Genomic DNA, 17,469 nt, shown 5'->3' on the forward strand with positions numbered 1-17,469 from the left:
CGGGATCGCTGCGTCGTTGATCGCAATCCGTTTACGCTCTCTTTCTTCCCCTGCGTCAGCGTTTTTTCTATTTGACGACGAAGCCGTGCGCGAACGGGTCGCGGTCGTCGATGAAGATCGTGTTCAATCCGGTCATCCGTGCCCAGCCGCCGATCGACGGAATGATCGCCGGCTTGCCGGCGACGGTGACCTCTTTTTCCACCCTGCCCTTGAACAGCGAGCCGATGATCGATTCATGGACGAAGTCGTCGCCAACCCCAAGCTTGCCCTTGGCGTGAAGCTGCGCCATCCGCGCCGAGGTGCCGGTGCCGCAGGGCGAGCGGTCGATCGCCTTGTCGCCGTAGAAGACGGCGTTGCGGGCATCGGCTTGCGGGTTGGTCGGCGCACCGGTCCACAATATGTGCGACAACTTGTCGATGCCGGGATTCTCCGGGTGGACGAAGGAATATTTCTCGTTGAGCCGCTGCCGCACCACCGGGCTCCAGGCGATCAGCTCGCCCGCCGAATGGTCGGCCATGTCGCGATAGTTCGTTTGCGGTTCGACGATGGCGTAGAAATTGCCGCCATAGGCGACATCGACGCTGATCTCGCCGAGCCCGGGGCATTCGACCGTCAGTCCCTCGGCATAGAGGAAGGACGGCACATTGGTGATGCGCACCTCCTCGACATAGTCGCCGACCTGCTTGTACTCGGCGACGACCAGGCCCGCCGGCGTATCCAGCCTGAGCACGCCCGGCGTCTTCGGCTTGATCAGCCCATGTTCGACGGCAAAGGTCACAGTGCCGATTGTGCCGTGGCCGCACATCGGCAGACAGCCGGAGGTTTCGATGAACAGGATGGCGATGTCGCAATCCTCGCGCGTCGGCGGATAGAGGATCGAGCCGGACATCACGTCATGGCCGCGCGGCTCGAACATCAGCCCGGTGCGGATCCAGTCATATTCGGCCAGGAAATGCGCTCGCCGCTCCATCATCGTCGAGCCGTTGAGCAGCGGTCCGCCGCCGGCGACCAGCCGCACCGGATTGCCGCAGGTGTGGCCGTCTATGCAGAAGAAGGAATTCTTGGCCATGCCGGCTCCCAACTGAATGTCTTCGATCTCAAAACCGTTGCGGACTGAACGGACCGAGATCGAGCGATGGACTCTGCCCGAGAACGAGCTCACGGATCAAGCGTCCGGTCGCCGCGGCCTGGGTCAGGCCGAGATGACCATGGCCGAAGCCATACACCACCGACGGCGTTTTTTGCGACCGCCCGATCACCGACAACGAATCCGGCAGCGACGGCCGGAACCCCATCCATTCGCGGCCATTGGCCGGATCCAGCCCTGGCAGGAATTTTTGCGCCTTTTCGAGCAGTGCTTTCGAGCGCGCATAATTGGGCGGCCTTTCGAGGCCGCCGAGCTCGACCGCGCCACCGACGCGCAGGCCGGTCTCGAGCGGCGTGATGACAAAGCCATGCCCGGAGAAGATCAATTGCCGCTTTACGTCGAACGCAGTCTTCGGCAGCGTCGTGTTGTAGCCACGCTCGGTCTCCAGCGGGATGCCGTCGCCGAGATGTCTCGCCAGTAGATGCGACCAGGCCCCGGCAGCGATGACGACATGCTTTGCCCGACGCGTCGTACCGTCGGCCATGGTCAGGATCGCGTCGCCCTGTCCCGCCTCGATACGCTCGATCCGGGCCTTTTCGAACCCCGCGCCCAACCTCTCGGCATAGGCCCATAAGGCCTTTCCAAGCAGCTTGGGGTCGGCGACGGTCTTCCACCCCGGCACGAACGTGCCCCTGGCGAAGCGCGGCGACAGGCCGGGCTGCAAGGCGGCGAGAGCGCTGCCTTCGACATGGTTGAAGCCGATGCCGAAGCGCTGCCTTGCCGCCCAGCCGGGCAGCGACGCCTTGAACTCGGCCTCGCTTTCGTAGAGTTCGAGCGAGCCGTCCTCGTGCAGCATCGGCCGTGTGCCGGAACGGTCGAGCAAGCCCATCCATTCCGCCTCGGCGAGCTTCATCATCCCGGCCTGCGCGGCAAGGCCGGCTTCATAGCGGTCGCTTCGGCCGGCCCGCCAGAAGCGGACCAGCCAAGGCAACAGCTTCGGCAAATAGGCGGGCGGAATGCTGAGCGGGCCGAGCGGGTCGGCGAGCCATTTCGGCAGCTGCCTGATCATGCCCTTGTGGGCGAGCGGCAGCACATCGGAGAAGGCAAAGGCAGCGGCATTGCCGGAGCTGGTTTCCTCGCAGATCCCCGTCCGATCGAAGATCGTGACGTTTCGCCCCGCCTCGGCCAGAAAGGCGGCGGCGCAGATGCCGATGATGCCGCCACCAATGATGGCAACATCGAGCGTAGCATCATCATTCATTGCCATGCGCCGCGCTGCACATCTGCAAATAGCCTCAAAGTGACTGGATCAGAATGTCGGCAGCTCTGGCCGCACCGCCAGCGCATCCCTGACGATCTTTTCGACAGCCTTGCGGCGCTCGCCCGACAATGGCTGGCGCGGCATGCGCACCCGGTCATTGGTATCGATGGCGAAGACTTCCGCGAGCTTGATGTTCTGCACCAGATAGGTCGATACGTCGAGATCGAGCAGCGGCCGGAACCAGCGGTAGATCTTCAGCGCCTCCTCACGGCGGCCCTGTCTCATCAGCTGGTAGATAGCGACCGTCTCGCGCGGGAACGCGGTGACCAGGCCCGCCACCCAGCCGATAGCGCCGACCGACAGCGCCTCGAAGGCGAGATTGTCGACGCCGGTGAACAAATCGTAGCGGTCGCCGAGGCGGTTGATGATCTCGGTCGAGCGGCGGATATCGTCGGAGGACTCCTTGATGGCGACGAAGCGCTGGTCCTTCGCCAGTTCCTCCATCTGGTCGACGGTGACGTCGACGCGGTAGGCAAGCCGGTTGGAGTAGATCATCACCGGCAGGTCGCCGGCCGCGGCGACGGCGCTGAGTGCCGCGACTGTCTCCTCGGCATTGGTATGGTAGATCGGGCTCGGCACCACCATCAAACCGTTGGCGCCTTCTTTTGCGGCGCGGCGCGCGATCGTCGCCGCCTCGCGTGTGCCGGCTTCGTTGACCGTCAACAGCACCGGTTTGTTGCCGGCGATCTTCTGCGCGGTCTTCAGCACCTCGATCTTTTCGTCATGCGACAGCATCGGTCCTTCGCCAAGCGAGCCACAGACGATGATGCCGTCGCAGCCGGCCTCCATCTGCAGCGCAAAGCAGCGCTCCATCTCGGCATGGTCGAGGCGATCATCCTCGGTGAATTTGGTCGTAACGGCGGGGAAAACTCCGGCCCACATGTCGGTTGCTCCATCTGATATATCAGTCGTATATTTCTTAAGAAGCCGGCTGTCAACGTTGAATCTGATATGATATATCAAAAATATATCAGGAGACGCCGCATTGGTATATGACAACCCAGGCTCCGAGCCGGCGACTGCGAAGGCCTACCGCAGGCTCGAGCATATGATCGTAACGCTCGAACTGGCGCCCGCGAGCTTCATCACCGAGGGGGCGCTGATCGACAGGCTCGGCCTTGGCCGCACCCCGGTGCGCGAAGCGATCCAGCGGCTGGCCTGGGAGGGGCTGCTCGAGGTCCGGCCGCGTGCCGGCATTGCCATTGCCCCGCTTCACCCTGGCGACTGGCTGCGCGTCCTCGACGCCCGCCGCGGCGTCGAGGTCGTGCTTGCCCGCTCGGCCGCCCGCTTCGTCACCCGCGAGGCCGCCGACCTGTTTCATGACGCAGCGCTGGCCATGCAAAAGGCCGTGATTTCGGAAAATGTTCTTTGCTTCATCCAAGCCGACAAGGCGCTTGATGAGGCGCTGGCGCTGGCTGCAGACAACCCGTTCGCGGCGCGCCTGGCGGCGCCCTTGCAAACCCACAGCCGCCGCTTCTGGTTCCGCTACAAGGCCGATACCGGCTTGGCCGAATCCGCCGAGCACCATGTCGCATTGATCCGCTCGATCCTCGCCGGCGACGAAGAGGCCGCGGCCAAGGACGCCAAGCGGCTGATGGCGTTGCTGCGCGGCCACGCTGAGGCAGCTGCTACGCGCTGACGCCGCCCGCTCCCTCATGAGTTTTGGCCGGGCAGGGCCTCCACGCTTTCCCAATTTTCGCCGGCTGCGACAATGCAGCTTCTGCCGGCGACGTCGGTCACGATGACCGTCCAGCTTCCGCTATCGGCGACAAAAACTTCCATGACCGCCTCCTGACCGATCAGTCCGAGAGCAAACTGTCTTTCCTGGAAATTCTCACTCAGGTGGGCGACGAGGTCGCCATGTTCAACGCAGTATTGATATTGGGCGCTTGCGGCATTCGTACCCACCGCGAATAAGCCAGCAAAAGCTACGGTCTTCACCCATCCTAACAGCGATTTGCGTGCCATAGGGCACCTCCTTTGCCATCACGATCCGGCAAAGGGAGGTGATTGACGGCCTCATTTTGCCGGAGCGATCCAGGCCGGTTCCGACGTCATCATCGCGTCGCTCCTTTCCGTGTTCCGGTCTGCCGCCAGCGGGAACGATTCTGGATGTTCTCGCTATGTTCCATATATGGTATCGCTAACGAAAAATAGCAAGCCGTGCGCGCCTCAAGTGGGCGCGGGGAGATCCGTTTCAAGGTCGCCGAGAACAGGGCCGCAGCCCGGCTGTCGTGCCGAGGCTGCGGCCAGGTGAATAGGAAAGGCCTACTTCAGGTACCGGGCAGCGCCGCTATCGTCATCGCGCTCTCCCAGCCTTCGCCGACTGAAATCACGCAGCTTTGACCTTTTGTATCGCTGGCGAGGATGGTCCAGGTGCCCTTGTCGGAAACGAAGACTTCAAGCACCACATTCGGATTGACGACGCCAACCGCGCTCGGGTTTTCATGAAACTTCTCGCCGAGCGCCTTGACCATATCGGCGCGTGCCGCGCATTGCTCAGCAGCCATTGCCGGGATGGCGGAAAGCGCCGCCGTTGCCGCGCAAGCTATGATCGCCATGAGACGTGTCATCTGACATCTCCTTTGCGCCGGACGATATCCCCCGGAGCCGTCACCAGCGCCGTTGGTTGATCTGCCAACTCCTCCTTCGCGGCAGGACTGCAACCTAAGAGGATTGCTGCCTTCTTGGTTCCATCACATTCGTGTTCATGCCGATGAGGACGGCGACAAAAAAGGCCCGGGCTCCAAGCCCGGGCCTTTTCTTGCTTTCTGCGATTTGGATCAGTTCATCGTCGGGATGACGAACTCGGCGCCGTCCTTCACGCCGGCCCGCGCGCCCGCAGCCGAAGCGAGGACGCGCAGACAGGAAACCGTCCGGCTAATTCATCGTCGGGATGACGAACTCGGCGCCGTCCTTCACGCCGGACGGCCAGCGCGACGTCACCGTTTTGGTCTTGGTGTAGAAGCGGAACGCGTCCGGCCCGTGCTGGTTGAGGTCGCCGAACGAGGACGCCTTCCAGCCGCCAAACGTATAGTAGGCGATCGGCACCGGGATCGGCACGTTGATGCCGACCATGCCGACCTGGACTCGCGAGGCGAAATCCCGCGCCGCATCGCCGTCGCGGGTGAAGATGGCGACGCCATTGCCCATCTCGTGCTCGTTGGCGAGCTTGATGGCGTTTTCGTAAGTCGGCGCGCGCACCACCGACAGCACCGGCCCAAAGATCTCTTCCTTGTAAATGCGCATGTCGGCAGTCACGTTGTCGAACAGGCAGCCGCCCATATAGTAGCCGTTCTCGTAGCCCTGCATGGAAAAGCCGCGGCCATCGACCACCAGCTTGGCGCCTTCCTTGACGCCGGTGTCGACATAGGATTTGACCCGCTCCAGCGCCTGCGCCGTGACCAGAGGGCCGAAATCGGCGGAAGAATCCGTCGACGGACCGACCTTCAGGCTCTCGACGCGCGGCACCAGTTTTTCCATTAGGCGGTTGGCGGTGTCGTTGCCGACCGGGACCGCCACCGAGATCGCCATGCAGCGCTCGCCGGCCGAGCCGTAGCCGGCGCCGATCAGCGCGTCGACGGTCTGGTCCATGTCGGCATCGGGCATGATGATCATGTGGTTCTTGGCGCCGCCGAAGCACTGCACGCGCTTGCCGGCCGCGCAGCCGCGCGAATAGATGTACTGGGCGATCGGTGTCGAGCCGACGAAACCGATAGCCTTGATGTCGGGATCGTCGAGGATGGCGTCGACCACTTCCTTGTCGCCGTTGACGACATTGAGGATGCCCGCCGGCAGGCCGGCCTCGATGAACAGTTCGGCAATCCGCATCGGCACGCCCGGATCGCGCTCCGACGGCTTGAGGATGTAGGCATTGCCGCAGGCGATGGCCGGCGCGATCTTCCATAACGGGATCATCGCTGGAAAATTGAACGGCGTGATGCCGGCGACGACGCCGAGCGGCTGGCGCATCGAATAGACGTCGATGCCGGGGCCGGCGCCATCGGTGAACTCGCCCTTCATCATATGCGGCGCACCGATGCAGACCTCGACCACTTCGAGGCCACGCTGGATGTCGCCCTTGGCGTCGGCGACGGTCTTGCCGTGTTCGCGCGCCAATATCTCGGCCAGCGCATCATACTCCTTGGCGACCAGCTCGAGGAACCGCATCAAGACGCGCACGCGCCGCTGCGGGTTGGTTGCCGCCCAGCCGGGCTGTGCCGCCTTGGCGTTTTCGACCGCTGCGCGCAATTCCGCCTGCGAAGCCAACGCCACCGTGCCACGCACCGTGCCGTCCATCGGCTGCATGACGTCCTGCTTGCGGCCGCTGGTTCCGGCGACACGCTTGCCGCCGATGAAATGACCGTATTCGATCATGGTCTCTCTCCCTGGTTCGTGATGAGGCATTGTCCGCCTTTGCGGGAGCGATGGCAACGCGAGTGAAAACGCAACCGTTGTGCAGAAAATAGATAGCGGCGCGCGATTGTGCATCAAATGGCGCAAATGGTAGGGAGTGTACTCCTATCGCTTGGATTGCTGAGTTGAGTTTCTTCACACCCCCCTGTGTCCTGCCGGACATCTCCCCCGCAAGGGGGGAGATTGGCGACTTCGGCCTTACCGCCCTTTTTGCGACGTTGGAGATTGGCGAAAGCCGACCGGACATCCGATCTCCCCCCTTGCGGGGGAGATGGCCGGCAGGCCAGAGGGGGGTGGGCGGGAACACGGCGCTCTTTATCGAAACGGACCATCCCCATGAACTGGGATGACGTTCGCATCTTCCTTGCCGTGGCGCGCGCCGGCCAGATCCTCGGCGCCGCCAGGCGATTGGAGCTCAATCACGCGACCGTCTCGCGCCGCATTGCCGCCCTCGAGGATGCATTCAGGACAAAACTGTTTCGCCGGCTTACCACCGGCAGCGAGCTGACGCCGGCAGGCGAACGTTTCCTCGAAATCGCCGAACGCATGGAGGGCGACATGATCGCCGCGCGCTCGACCGTTTCAGGCGAAGGCGACGACGTTTCGGGCACCGTGCGCATCGGCGCGCCGGACGGTTTTGGCGTCGCCTTCCTGGCCAGGCGCCTCGGCGCGCTGACCGCTCTGCACCGTGAACTCACCATCCAGCTGGTGCCGGTACCGCGCTCCTTCTCGTTATCCCGGCGCGAGGCCGACATTGCCATCACCGTCGAACGGCCGACGGAAGGCCGGCTGGTGGCGGGAAAGCTGGTCGACTACACGCTCGGCCTGTTCGCGTCGCGGGCCTACGCCGACACGCATGGCCTGCCCGGAAGCGCCGCCGAGCTGGGCCAGCACACGCTGATCGGCTACGTGCCGGACCTGATCGTCAGTCCCTCGCTCGACTACGCGGCCGAATTCAGCGCCGACTGGCGCACCAGCTTCGCCATTTCCTCAGCGCTCGGCCAGGCCGAAGCGGTGCGTTCCGGCGCCGGCATCGGCATACTGCACACCTTCGTTGCCCACTCGATGCCGGAGTTGGTGCCTCTCGATATCGTCGCACCCATCCGCCGCGCCTACTGGCTGGTCTATCATGAATCGGTCAGGCCGCTGCGCCGCGTTCAGATCGTCGCGAGCTTCATCACCAAGGCCGTCGAACGGGATCGGGGATTGTTCGCGTGAGATCTATCGGCCGCTGGCTGTCTTAGCTGCTGGGGGTCTTACTTGGCGTATCGTCCCGGCCCGAGATCGCCGACGTCGATGTCTGGCACCCGGCTGGAGATGATGTCGGCCAGAACCTTGGCCGAGCCGCAGGCCATGGTCCAGCCGAGCGTGCCGTGGCCGGTATTGAGATAGAGATTGGAGAAATCGGTGCGCCCGATCAGCGGCGGCCCGTCCGGCGTCATCGGCCGCAGCCCGCACCAGAAGGTGGCCGACCGCATGTCGCCGCCGCCCGCGAAAAGGTCGCCGACCGAATGTTCGAGCGTGCGGCGCCGCGATTCGTGCAGCCGCATGTCGAAGCCGGAGATTTCCGCCGTGCCGCCGACCCGGATACGGTCGCCGAGGCGGGTGATCGCCACCTTGTAGCTCTCGTCCATCACCGTCGACACCGGCGCGGCGGCGGCGTCCTTGATCGGCAGGGTGATCGAATAGCCCTTGACCGGGTAGACCGGGATGGGCCGCTTCAGCATGCGCATGAACCGCGCCGAATAGCTGCCCATCGCCATCACATAGGCGTCAGCGACCATCCAGCCCTTGCTGGTGCTGATGTTGGTGATGCGATCGCGCTTCTTGACGACGCGCCGTATCTCCGTGTCGTATTCGAAGGTGACGCAGCGTGCCGCGCAAAGCTCCGCAAGCCTGTCGGTGAACATCTTGCAGTCGCCGGTTTCGTCGCCGGGCAACCGCAGGCCACCGACGAATTTCTCGCGCACGCCAGCCAGCGCGGGCTCGGCAGCAATGCAGCCGTCGGGGTCGAGGACCTCATAAGGGACGCCATAGGTCTTCAGCACCTCGACATCGCCGCCGACGCCATCGAGCTGCTTTTGCGTTCGGAAAAGCTGCAGCGTACCCTTGGCGCGCTCGTCATAGGCGATGCCGGTCGCCTCGCGCAGCGCCTTCAGCGTGTCGCGGCTGTATTCGGCCAGCGGCACCATGCGCGCCTTGTTCAGCGCGTAGCGTTCAGCCGTGCAATTGCGCAGCATCTTGACCAGCCATATCCACATATGCGGATCGAGCGCCGGCCGCACCACCAGCGGACCATGCTTCATCAACAGCCATTTGACGGCCTTCAGCGGAACGCCGGGCCCGGCCCAGGGCGAGGCATAGCCGGGCGAGATCTCGCCGGCATTGGCAAAGCTGGTTTCCAGCGCCAGGCCTTTCTGGCGGTCGATCACCGTCACCTGATGGCCGGCCTCGGCAAGAAAATAGGCGGTGGTGACCCCGATCACACCGCCGCCCAGCACGAAGATCTTCATCGCTTAGTTCTCCGCAACGGCGTCTCGTCAGGGTTCGGGTCCGGGATCATCGCCGCCTTCTGTCTGCCGGATTCTGCGGCGTCCGCCAAGTGCCGATGCTGAGGGAAACGACATGCGTGAGGACAACAAGCTTGCGTCCTAGCCATTCACATAGCGCCGGTGGAAGCGGTGGCCGAGGCTGGTCAAGACCTCATAGCCGATGGTGCCGGCCTGGCCGGCTACCTGGTCCACGGTCTGCGACGACGGCTCGATCAGTTCGACGAGGTCGCCGGCCTTCAGCTTGCCGGGCGGCAATGCGGAAATGTCAAGGATGATCGAATCCATCGAAACCCGGCCGATGAAGGGCAGCCGCACATTTTCGAACCAGGCAGCGGAAGCGGCGCGTCGATGCCAGCCATCGCCGTAGCCGAGCGAAATCGTCGCCGCGGCAAGCGGGGCCTTGGTGTGGAAAGTGTGGCCGTAGCCGACACCGGCGCCGGCCTCCAGCATCCGCGTCTGGATGACCTTGGCTTGCAATCGCACCACCGGCAGCATCGGGTTGTCCTTCGCCGGCGTCGGATTGATGCCATAGAGAGCGGCACCCGGACGAACGAGGTCGTAGTGATAGCGCTGCCCGAGAAAAATGCCTGATGAATTGGCAAGCGACGCCGGCGCTCCCGGCAGCATCCGGCGCAGCCGTTCGAATTCCAGCCGTTGCTGCTCGTTGGCCGGTTGCTCGGGTTCGTCGGCGCAGGCGAGATGGCTCATCACGAAGGTCAGTTCGACACCATCGAAAGCCTGCGGATCCTGCGCGATGGCTTTCACCTCCTCGGGCGCCATGCCGAGCCGCGACATGCCGCTGTCGACCTGGACGGCGGCAGGCAATTTATGGCCCACCCGCCCGGCCATCTCGCGCCATGCCGCAAGTTGGCTGGCGCTGTTGACGACAGTGCAAAGCCCCGCCGCAACCGCTTCCCGTTCCGCACCTGGCGGAATGCCGTTCAGCACGTAGATGGCCGGGTCTGAGCCGAGCGCCTTGCGCAGCAAGACGCCGCCGGCCAAATGCGCGACGAAGAAAATATCACAGCCTTCAGCCATCAGCGCCGCCGCCACCGGCGCCGCGCCAATCCCGTAACCGTCGGCCTTGACCACTCCGGCACAGCTGACGCCGCCCAGACGCGCCTTCAGCCGCCGGTAATTCTCACGGACGGCGCCAAGATCGACGGTCAGGATCGCCCCCGCCGCCGCTTCGCTGATCGGCTCACTCGGGGCGCCGGCCTGCGGTAGAGAGACGGTCTGCGGAAGGGATTTGCTGGAGATGTCGGTCATGCCGACCTGTTTTAGCGGAAGGCCGGCGGCTACGCCACCAGGTGCCGGAACGCTGCCACCACGTCTTCGTAGACCTTGCGCTTGAACGGCACGATCAGACCGGGCAGTTCCAGCATCGGCCGCCACGCCCACCGGTCGAACTCGGCCTTGTGGCCACCCGGCGGCGGATTGATTTCGATCTCGCTTTCGTCACCGTGGAAGCGGAAGGCAAACCATTTCTGCGTTTGGCCGCGATATCGTCCCTTGAAGGCGACGCCGACCAGATGGGCCGGCAGGTCGTATTTGATCCAGTGCGGCGCCTCGGCCAGCAGCGACACCGAGCGCATGCCGGTCTCTTCGTAAAGCTCGCGCTCCGCCGCGGGCAGCGGCTCCTCGCCATCGTCTATGCCGCCCTGTGGCATCTGCCAGAGCTGCGTGGTTCCAGCGAATTCGCTGTCCGGCTCGGCAATGCGATGGCCGACCCAGACCATGCCATCGCCATTGAGGACCATCACCCCTACGCAGGGCCGGTAGGGCAGTGTCTCGGCGTCAACGAGCTTGTTCTTTGCCATGTCAGCCTTTTTCCGGATCTATGGCCACCGCCGAAATCGGCACGATCTCGATGCCGCGCTTCTTGGCCTCGGTCACCCAGGACGACACGGTATCGACTGTCAGGTCGAAGGCCGAGCCGATGCCGACGGCAAAGCCTTTCGCCCGTGCCGTCGCTTCCAGCCCATCCAGTTTCTTCAATATGGCGCCGCGGTCCTGCACCGCGTCGATCGCCGTATCGCCGCCGACGAACGGCACGCCGTCCTTCAGCGCCAATTCGGATGCCAGGCTGCGCGCCGACGAACCGTCGTCGACATAGGCCAGACCACGCTTGCCAAGCTCGGCCATCAACGGCCCCATCGCCGTCGCGTCGGCCGAAAAGCGGGCGCCCATATAGTTCATGACGCCGGTGTAGTTGGTCGTTCGCGACAGCGCCCAGCGTAAATTCTTCAAATTCTCGTCCGGCGCCGCTGCCACGGTCAGCGTGTTACGGCCGGGGTTGACGTTCGGATAGTCGAACGGCTCGAGCGGCACCTGCATGATGACCTCATGGCCGCCTTGCCGCGCCACCTGCATCCAGCGGCCGATGCTGTTGCCTTGCGGCGCGAAGGCCAGCGTCACTTCCGCCGGCAGCTTGGCGATGGCTGCCTGCGTGCCGGTCTGCGACACGGCAAGCCCGCCGATGACGAGCGCCACGCGTGCACCGCGTGCGCCGGACCACGGCCGCGCATAGACATCGAACGGGCGCCGGCCGTCGGCGGCGCGGATCGGCAGCGGACCGGTCTCGCTGGCCTCGATCAGCGCCTTGTCGGGAATGTGCGCGATCCTGAGGTTCTGGCCGATCGTCGAAGGGTCGCGGATGACAATGGCCGCCTTGGGCGGACCGTCGCCCTCTTCGGTCTGGACATGGATGATCTGCGGACCGCCCATCTTCCCGCTTGTCGTTTGTTCGCCCGTCTTCTGTTCGCTTGCGTTGCTTGGCGCTTCCGTTGCGGGCGTCGCCTTGGCCGGCGCCGCGGCGGGATCCGCCGCTGCCGGCATCTTCGGCGTCGAAACGGCGACTTCTTGCGGCTTGCGGAACGGCTTGTCGCGCAAGGCGATCGCGCCGGAAACGCCGACCACGGCCAGCACGACGAGCGCGGCCGCGACTGCACCGGCGCTGATCCTGCTGCCTGGGCGCGGCGCCCGGATCGCCTGTCCGAGAGGTCGTTCTATGTCCTTGCCGATATCAGCCAAGCCCGCACCCCCGGCGCGCATCTCCGAAGTGAAACCTCCGGAGGCGCAAATCCAAAATGTCGGCGCGTCCCCTCGCTTCACTGGACGCGCAGCATGCCGGCCGCCCCGAATCAAACTGCCGGAGCCTCGCGGCCCGGCAGCATCGCATCGCTTCGCTCAGGCAGCCAGACCTGTTTGGCCCGGCTTGCCTGCCCTTACTGGTTCAACACGGCCTTTTGCGGATTCGGCGGGAACGCCGGATCGGTCTTCTGGCCGCGCAGCAGCTGCTCGGCATAGATGAGCTGCAAATCGTCCTTGGGCTCCGGCGGCACATAGGCTGCCGAACCCGAACCGGTCGTGCCTTCGTCGGCGCCCTTGATATGGCCCTTGAGGTCGGATTCGCCGCGCGTCAGGTCCCTGCCCTGCAGTTCCGCCGGCAGCGGCTGGTCGACCTTGATGTCGGGCGTGATGCCCTTGCCCTGGATCGACTTGCCGGACGGCGTGTAGTAGAGCGCCGTCGTCAACCGCAGCGCCCCGTTCTCGCCGAGCGGGATAATGGTCTGCACCGAACCCTTGCCGAAGGACTGCGTGCCGACCACCGTGGCGCGGCGCAGATCCTGCAGTGCGCCGGCGACGATTTCCGAGGCACTGGCCGAGCCGCCATTGACGAGCACGATCAGCGGCTTGCCGCCGATGTCGTCGCCGGCCCGCGCGTCGAAGCGGGTGACGTCCTTCGGATCGCGGCCGCGCGTCGAGACGATCTCGCCACGGTCGAGGAAGGCATCCGACACGCTCACCGCCTGGTCGAGCAAACCGCCCGGATTGAGGCGCAGGTCGAGCACGTAACCCTTGAGCTTGTCGTTCGGCACCTGCTTCTTGATGGTGTCGATGGCATTCTCGAGGTCGTCATAGGTCTTTTCGGTAAAGGAGGTGATCTTCATGTAGCCGATGTCGTTTTCGACCCGGAACTTCACCGCCTTGACCTTGATGATGTCGCGCACGACCGTCAATTCGATCGGCTTGTCGGCGCCCTGGCGCAGGATGGTGAGCTTGATCGGCGTGTTGACAAGCCCGCGCATCTTCTCGACGGCGTCGTTGAGCGTCAGGCCGCGGACCTCCTCGCCGTCGATCTTGGCGATATAGTCGCCGGCGAGCACACCAGCCTTGGCGGCCGGCGTATCGTCGATCGGCGTGATCACCTTGACCAGGTCGTTCTCCATGGTGACCTCGATGCCGAGGCCGCCGAACTCGCCCTTGGTCTGCACGCGCATGTCCTGCGCTTCTTCGGCATTCATGTAGGAGGAGTGCGGGTCGAGCGAGGACAGCATGCCGTTAATGGCATTTTCGACCAGCGATTTGTCGTCGGGCGGCGTCACATAATTCGCCCGCACCCGCTCGAAGATATCGCCGAAGATCGCCAGTTGCTTATAGGTCTCGGAGCCCGCAGCCTTCGCCGTCGAGCCGGGCGCGCCATAGACCAGGCTCATCGCCGATGCACCCATCAGCGCACCGGCAAACAGAAGCGACAGTTTCCGCATCATTCACGTCCTTCCAGAAAAACGGTCCGCCCACCATGGGGCCGGATCGACGGGTTTTCCATCCTTGCGGAACTCGACATAGAGCTCCGGCGTGGCATTTCCATTCTTCGATGCCGAGGTGCTCGCCACCCGGGCCTCTCCCATCGCGCCGACCGGCTCACCTGCGAGCACCGACTGGCCAGACGCGACGCTGATTCTGCTCATCCCCGCTAGGACGACATGATAGCCGTCACCCGCATTCAGGATCAAGAGTTGACCGTAAGAGCGGAAAGGCCCCGCATAAAGCACGTTTCCATCCGCCGGCGCTGTGACGATGGCTCCCGATTGTGTCGCAACCATGTCACCGAGCATCACCGCGCCGTTACCGTCGTTGGCCCCGAAGCGCCGCTTGATCCTGCCGGTGACCGGCAGCGCGATCTGCCCTTGAAGCGCGGAAAACGGCGCAGCAGCGGTGAGCCTGTTGCTCTCCGGCACCGGCAGCGAGGCCAGTTCCGTTGGCGCCGGGGCCGATGCCTGGCCCTTGTCGGCGTCCACCGTCTTTTGCTCGGCTGCCTTGGCCGCATCCGCCGCCTTGCGGGCCCTGTCGGCCTCGAGCGATGCGATCAGCTCTTTCAGGCTGCCGGCCTTGGCCGCCAGCGTCGCGGACCGTTGCTTTTCGGCGGCCAGCGCGGTTTGCGTATCGGCGGCGAGCTTCTGCTTGGCTTCGAGCAGCATGCCGAGCCGCTTTTTTTCCGCCGCCTGCTCGCCGACCGCTGCCGTCAGCCGCGCCCGCTCGGCCTCGATCGAGGCCGTCACCCGCGACTGCTCTTTGAGATCGGCCAGCAACATGTCGGTCTGCTGGCGCAGTTCCGGCACCACGGCACCGAGCAGGATGGCGCTGCGCACCGACGACAATGCGTCCTCCGGCTTGACCAGGATCGCCGGCGGCGGATTGAGCCCCATGCGCTGCAGCGCGCCGAGCACTTCGGCCAGAACGTCACGTCTGGCGGCCAGTGAGGCGCGTATCTTCTGCTCCTGCGCCTTCAGCCCTTCCAGCTTGCCGCCAATGTCCTCGATGTCCTGGCCGAGCTTCTGCTCGGTCATCGCCGACTGGATCAGTGCCGCGGTGATCGAGGCATGGTCCTTCTTGACCGCCGCTATGTCGGCGGCGAGCTTGGCCAGCCGCTCGGACGACAGCGTGATCTCTTTCGATACCTTTTCGTATTCGGCGCGGCTCTGGTCCGGGTCCGGCGCCAGGTCGAGCGTGTTCTCAGCCCGCGCGATCCCGAGCGAAACCACGATCACCGCCGCTGCGATGCCGTAGCGCACGCGCCAGGAGCCCGTTCGTGATTTCCAGTCTTCAGACATTGAAGCCCAACTCTATGCGCGGCTTCGTTAACGAACCATCAACCATGTTCGAGCCCGGCCGCCATCCGCAAACCCCTATGAGCCCAAACTGTCGATGAGCATTGGGGCAGAAATCCGGGCGGCTGGCGTCAATTCGCTGATCGAACCGGCTTCATGAACGATGGTAGGGGTGGCCGGAAAGGATCGTGGCCGCCCTGTAAAGCTGCTCACCCAGCATGACGCGGACCAGCTGATGCGGCCAGGTCAGAGCGCCGAGCGACACCGTCAGATCAGCCAAGTCACGCAGCGACTGGTCATGGCCGTCGGCGCCGCCAATGGCGATCACCAGCGCCTTGCGCCCGCCATCGCGCAGCAAGCTTATGCGGCCGGCGAAATCCTCGGAGGAAAGGTTCTTGCCGCGCTCATCCAGCAGCATCAGCGCCGTGCCCGGTTGCAAGTGCGTCTGCAGCTTCTGGCCTTCCTCGCGCCGGCGCTCATTGGCCGTCTGCGCGCGGCCTTCGGCAATCTCGGCGATCCCGGCGAATTCGAGGCCTACGGCAGGGCCGCTCTTGGCGAAACGCTCGAAATAGCGGTCGGCCAACTGCTTCTCGGGGCCGGCTTTCATTCGGCCCACGGCATGAACGGTAATCTTCATCCCTGCCTCGGAGAGCCGCTGATGCGTGTCGCACAACGACATGCATCAAGACGAATACGGCTCAGTGGAGGGTCTCTTCCTCAAGATCCGGCGCCTGCCACATCTTTTCGAGATTGTAGAAGTCGCGGACCTCGGGACGGAAGACATGGACGATGATGTCGCCCGAATCGATCAGGACCCAGTCGGCGCCAGCCAGCCCCTCGACGCGCGCCGTGCCGAGCCCGGCATCCTTGAGCGCCTTGAGGAGATGATCGGCGACAGCCGAGACATGACGGTGCGATCGGCCCGACGCGACGACCATGTAGTCGCCGAGGCTCGATTTCCCCTGAATGTCGATTGAGACGATGTTTTCGGCCTTGGAGTCTTCCAGACTGGCAAGGACTGTCTTGATGGCGCGGGACACGGCGTCGTTTACGCTGATCCCGGCCGGCGAAGGCACGATGTCGGCCTTCTTCCGCAGTGCTGTTCTCAGTGTATTTCCTTTCGCAGCAAGAACAACCAAATCACCTTTCAAATCAGGTGACACTGCTTAGATAGGCAGAGTTAGGTTGCAGTTTCAAGACACCGCTCGCAAGCAGACGCCCGGCAACGGCCGAATATGCGGCTTTTCCGGGCCAGAAATTCGGAACCGCCTCGCCCCGCAGCGGTTATCGGCTCATCCACGAACCGGAATCCCGACATGCCGATCGATCCTCAGAACGCCCTCCTCACCGTGCAATCCGGCCTGGCGCAACTCAGCACGCTGATCGTCTCCTACTCGCTTTCGGCGGTCGGCGCCGTCATCCTGCTGGTCATCGGCTACATCGTCGCCGGCCTCGCCGAGCGTTCGATCTATGCCGGCCTCGGCCACGTTCACGGCTTCGACGAAACGCTCCGCCATTTCTTCTCGCAGGTCGTCCGCTACGCCATCCTCGGGCTTGTCGTGATCATGGTTCTCGGCCAGTTCGGCGTGCAGACGGCTTCGATCATTGCCGCCATCGGTGCCGCCGGCCTGGCCATCGGTCTGGCGCTGCAAGGCACGCTGCAGAACATTGCCGCTGGCATCATGCTGCTGGCGCTGCGGCCGTTCCGCATCGGCGAATATGTCGAGGTCGGCGCCATATCCGGTACCGTCGAGGAGATCGGGCTGTTTGCAACAACGCTGAGGACGGTCGAAGGTGTATACGTGCTTGCACCTAACTCGACCCTGTGGAACCAGCCGGTCCGCAATTTCACCCGCAATGGTGTGCGCCGCGGCGACATCACGCTCAGCATCGGCTCGTGGAACGACATCGATTTCGCGCAAAAGACCATGCTCGGTGTCGCCGCCGCCGACCGGCGCGTCAGGCGGCAGCCGGCGCCGATCGCCTTTGTCGCGACTGTCGGGGACAGCACTGTCGCCATCACCTTGCGCTACTGGACGGCGGCTGCCGATTTCTTCGCCGCCCAGATCGACCTCACCAAGAGTGTCAAGCAGGCGTTCGATGCCGAAGGCCTTTCAATTCCGGCGCCGGCGCCGCAAGCGCCGCAGCCGGAGGCCTCAGCCACGCAGCAATAGAGCATTTGAAGCCAGCCCGCAGATG

At 64.2% G+C, this 17,469-nt stretch carries 17 protein-coding genes; 3 read left to right on the forward strand and 14 right to left on the reverse strand.

Annotation, left to right across the window (positions count from 1 at the left end):
* Positions 1–67: 67 nt before the first annotated feature.
* From NKH63_RS07090 to NKH63_RS07100, 3 genes are read right to left on the reverse strand one after another with little or no spacing between them, the layout of a single operon-like run.
* Positions 68–1,069, reverse strand: a complete 1,002-nt coding sequence (locus tag NKH63_RS07090) for a 4-hydroxyproline epimerase (RefSeq protein ID WP_023719661.1) — start codon at positions 1,067–1,069, stop codon at positions 68–70.
* Positions 1,070–1,097: 28 nt separating this feature from the next.
* Entirely contained in the window at positions 1,098–2,348 is a 1,251-nt protein-coding gene (locus NKH63_RS07095; protein ID WP_352815015.1) for an NAD(P)/FAD-dependent oxidoreductase, read from the reverse strand.
* 48 nt (positions 2,349–2,396) lie between these two features.
* Positions 2,397–3,290 (reverse strand): dihydrodipicolinate synthase family protein, encoded by an 894-nt coding sequence (locus NKH63_RS07100; RefSeq protein ID WP_023719663.1) that lies wholly within the window; start codon positions 3,288–3,290, stop codon positions 2,397–2,399.
* 103 nt (positions 3,291–3,393) lie between these two features.
* Here NKH63_RS07100 and NKH63_RS07105 point away from each other — a divergent pair, with 103 nt between their 5' ends.
* Positions 3,394–4,047: a GntR family transcriptional regulator gene (locus NKH63_RS07105; protein WP_023719664.1), complete on the forward strand. Its 654-nt coding sequence runs from the start codon at positions 3,394–3,396 to the stop codon at positions 4,045–4,047.
* 14 nt (positions 4,048–4,061) lie between these two features.
* Here NKH63_RS07105 and NKH63_RS07110 read toward each other — a convergent pair whose 3' ends face one another.
* From NKH63_RS07110 to NKH63_RS07120, 3 genes are all read right to left on the reverse strand, one after another.
* Positions 4,062–4,376: a hypothetical protein gene (locus NKH63_RS07110; protein WP_352917742.1), complete on the reverse strand. Its 315-nt coding sequence runs from the start codon at positions 4,374–4,376 to the stop codon at positions 4,062–4,064.
* A 305-nt stretch (positions 4,377–4,681) separates the two neighbouring features.
* Positions 4,682–4,981, reverse strand: a complete 300-nt coding sequence (locus NKH63_RS07115; protein ID WP_023719666.1) for a hypothetical protein — start codon at positions 4,979–4,981, stop codon at positions 4,682–4,684.
* Between the two features lie 307 nt (positions 4,982–5,288).
* On the reverse strand, positions 5,289–6,785 hold the full coding sequence (locus NKH63_RS07120; protein WP_023719667.1) for a CoA-acylating methylmalonate-semialdehyde dehydrogenase: 1,497 nt from the start codon (positions 6,783–6,785) through the stop codon (positions 5,289–5,291).
* A 375-nt stretch (positions 6,786–7,160) separates the two neighbouring features.
* Here NKH63_RS07120 and NKH63_RS07125 point away from each other — a divergent pair, with 375 nt between their 5' ends.
* Positions 7,161–8,042 (forward strand): LysR family transcriptional regulator, encoded by an 882-nt coding sequence (locus tag NKH63_RS07125; protein ID WP_352480948.1) that lies wholly within the window; start codon positions 7,161–7,163, stop codon positions 8,040–8,042.
* Between the two features lie 38 nt (positions 8,043–8,080).
* On the opposite strand, the gene NKH63_RS07130 is transcribed toward NKH63_RS07125, so the two are convergent.
* From NKH63_RS07130 to rsfS, 8 genes are all read right to left on the reverse strand, one after another.
* Positions 8,081–9,337: a D-amino acid dehydrogenase gene (locus NKH63_RS07130; protein ID WP_352917743.1), complete on the reverse strand. Its 1,257-nt coding sequence runs from the start codon at positions 9,335–9,337 to the stop codon at positions 8,081–8,083.
* Between the two features lie 138 nt (positions 9,338–9,475).
* Complete coding sequence (alr, locus tag NKH63_RS07135; RefSeq protein WP_352917744.1) at positions 9,476–10,645, reverse strand: alanine racemase; 1,170 nt, start codon at positions 10,643–10,645, stop codon at positions 9,476–9,478.
* Between the two features lie 29 nt (positions 10,646–10,674).
* The gene (locus tag NKH63_RS07140) at positions 10,675–11,196 is read right to left on the reverse strand and encodes an RNA pyrophosphohydrolase (RefSeq protein ID WP_352480951.1); all 522 of its coding nucleotides are present in this window, start codon (positions 11,194–11,196) and stop codon (positions 10,675–10,677) included.
* Position 11,197: 1 nt separating this feature from the next.
* Positions 11,198–12,409, reverse strand: coding sequence for a divergent polysaccharide deacetylase family protein (locus NKH63_RS07145; protein WP_352494139.1), 1,212 nt, complete (start codon positions 12,407–12,409; stop codon positions 11,198–11,200).
* Positions 12,410–12,603: 194 nt separating this feature from the next.
* A complete protein-coding gene (locus NKH63_RS07150) occupies positions 12,604–13,929 on the reverse strand; it encodes a S41 family peptidase (protein ID WP_023719673.1) in 1,326 nt (441 codons plus the stop codon).
* Positions 13,930–15,273 carry a murein hydrolase activator EnvC family protein gene (locus NKH63_RS07155; RefSeq protein ID WP_352917745.1) on the reverse strand — a complete coding sequence of 448 codons (1,344 nt, stop codon included), beginning with the start codon at positions 15,271–15,273 and terminating at the stop codon, positions 13,930–13,932.
* 151 nt (positions 15,274–15,424) lie between these two features.
* Positions 15,425–15,907, reverse strand: a complete 483-nt coding sequence (rlmH, locus tag NKH63_RS07160; RefSeq protein WP_023719675.1) for a 23S rRNA (pseudouridine(1915)-N(3))-methyltransferase RlmH — start codon at positions 15,905–15,907, stop codon at positions 15,425–15,427.
* Positions 15,908–15,968: 61 nt separating this feature from the next.
* Entirely contained in the window at positions 15,969–16,346 is a 378-nt protein-coding gene (gene rsfS / locus NKH63_RS07165) for a ribosome silencing factor (protein ID WP_023678068.1), read from the reverse strand.
* A 240-nt stretch (positions 16,347–16,586) separates the two neighbouring features.
* Here rsfS and NKH63_RS07170 point away from each other — a divergent pair, with 240 nt between their 5' ends.
* Positions 16,587–17,444, forward strand: a complete 858-nt coding sequence (locus tag NKH63_RS07170; protein WP_023719676.1) for a mechanosensitive ion channel family protein — start codon at positions 16,587–16,589, stop codon at positions 17,442–17,444.
* The last annotated feature ends 25 nt before the right edge of the window (positions 17,445–17,469 follow it).

This window comes from Mesorhizobium sp. M0960 (genome assembly GCF_040319055.1).
In the GTDB taxonomy this organism is placed as follows: Bacteria; Pseudomonadota; Alphaproteobacteria; order Rhizobiales; family Rhizobiaceae; genus Mesorhizobium.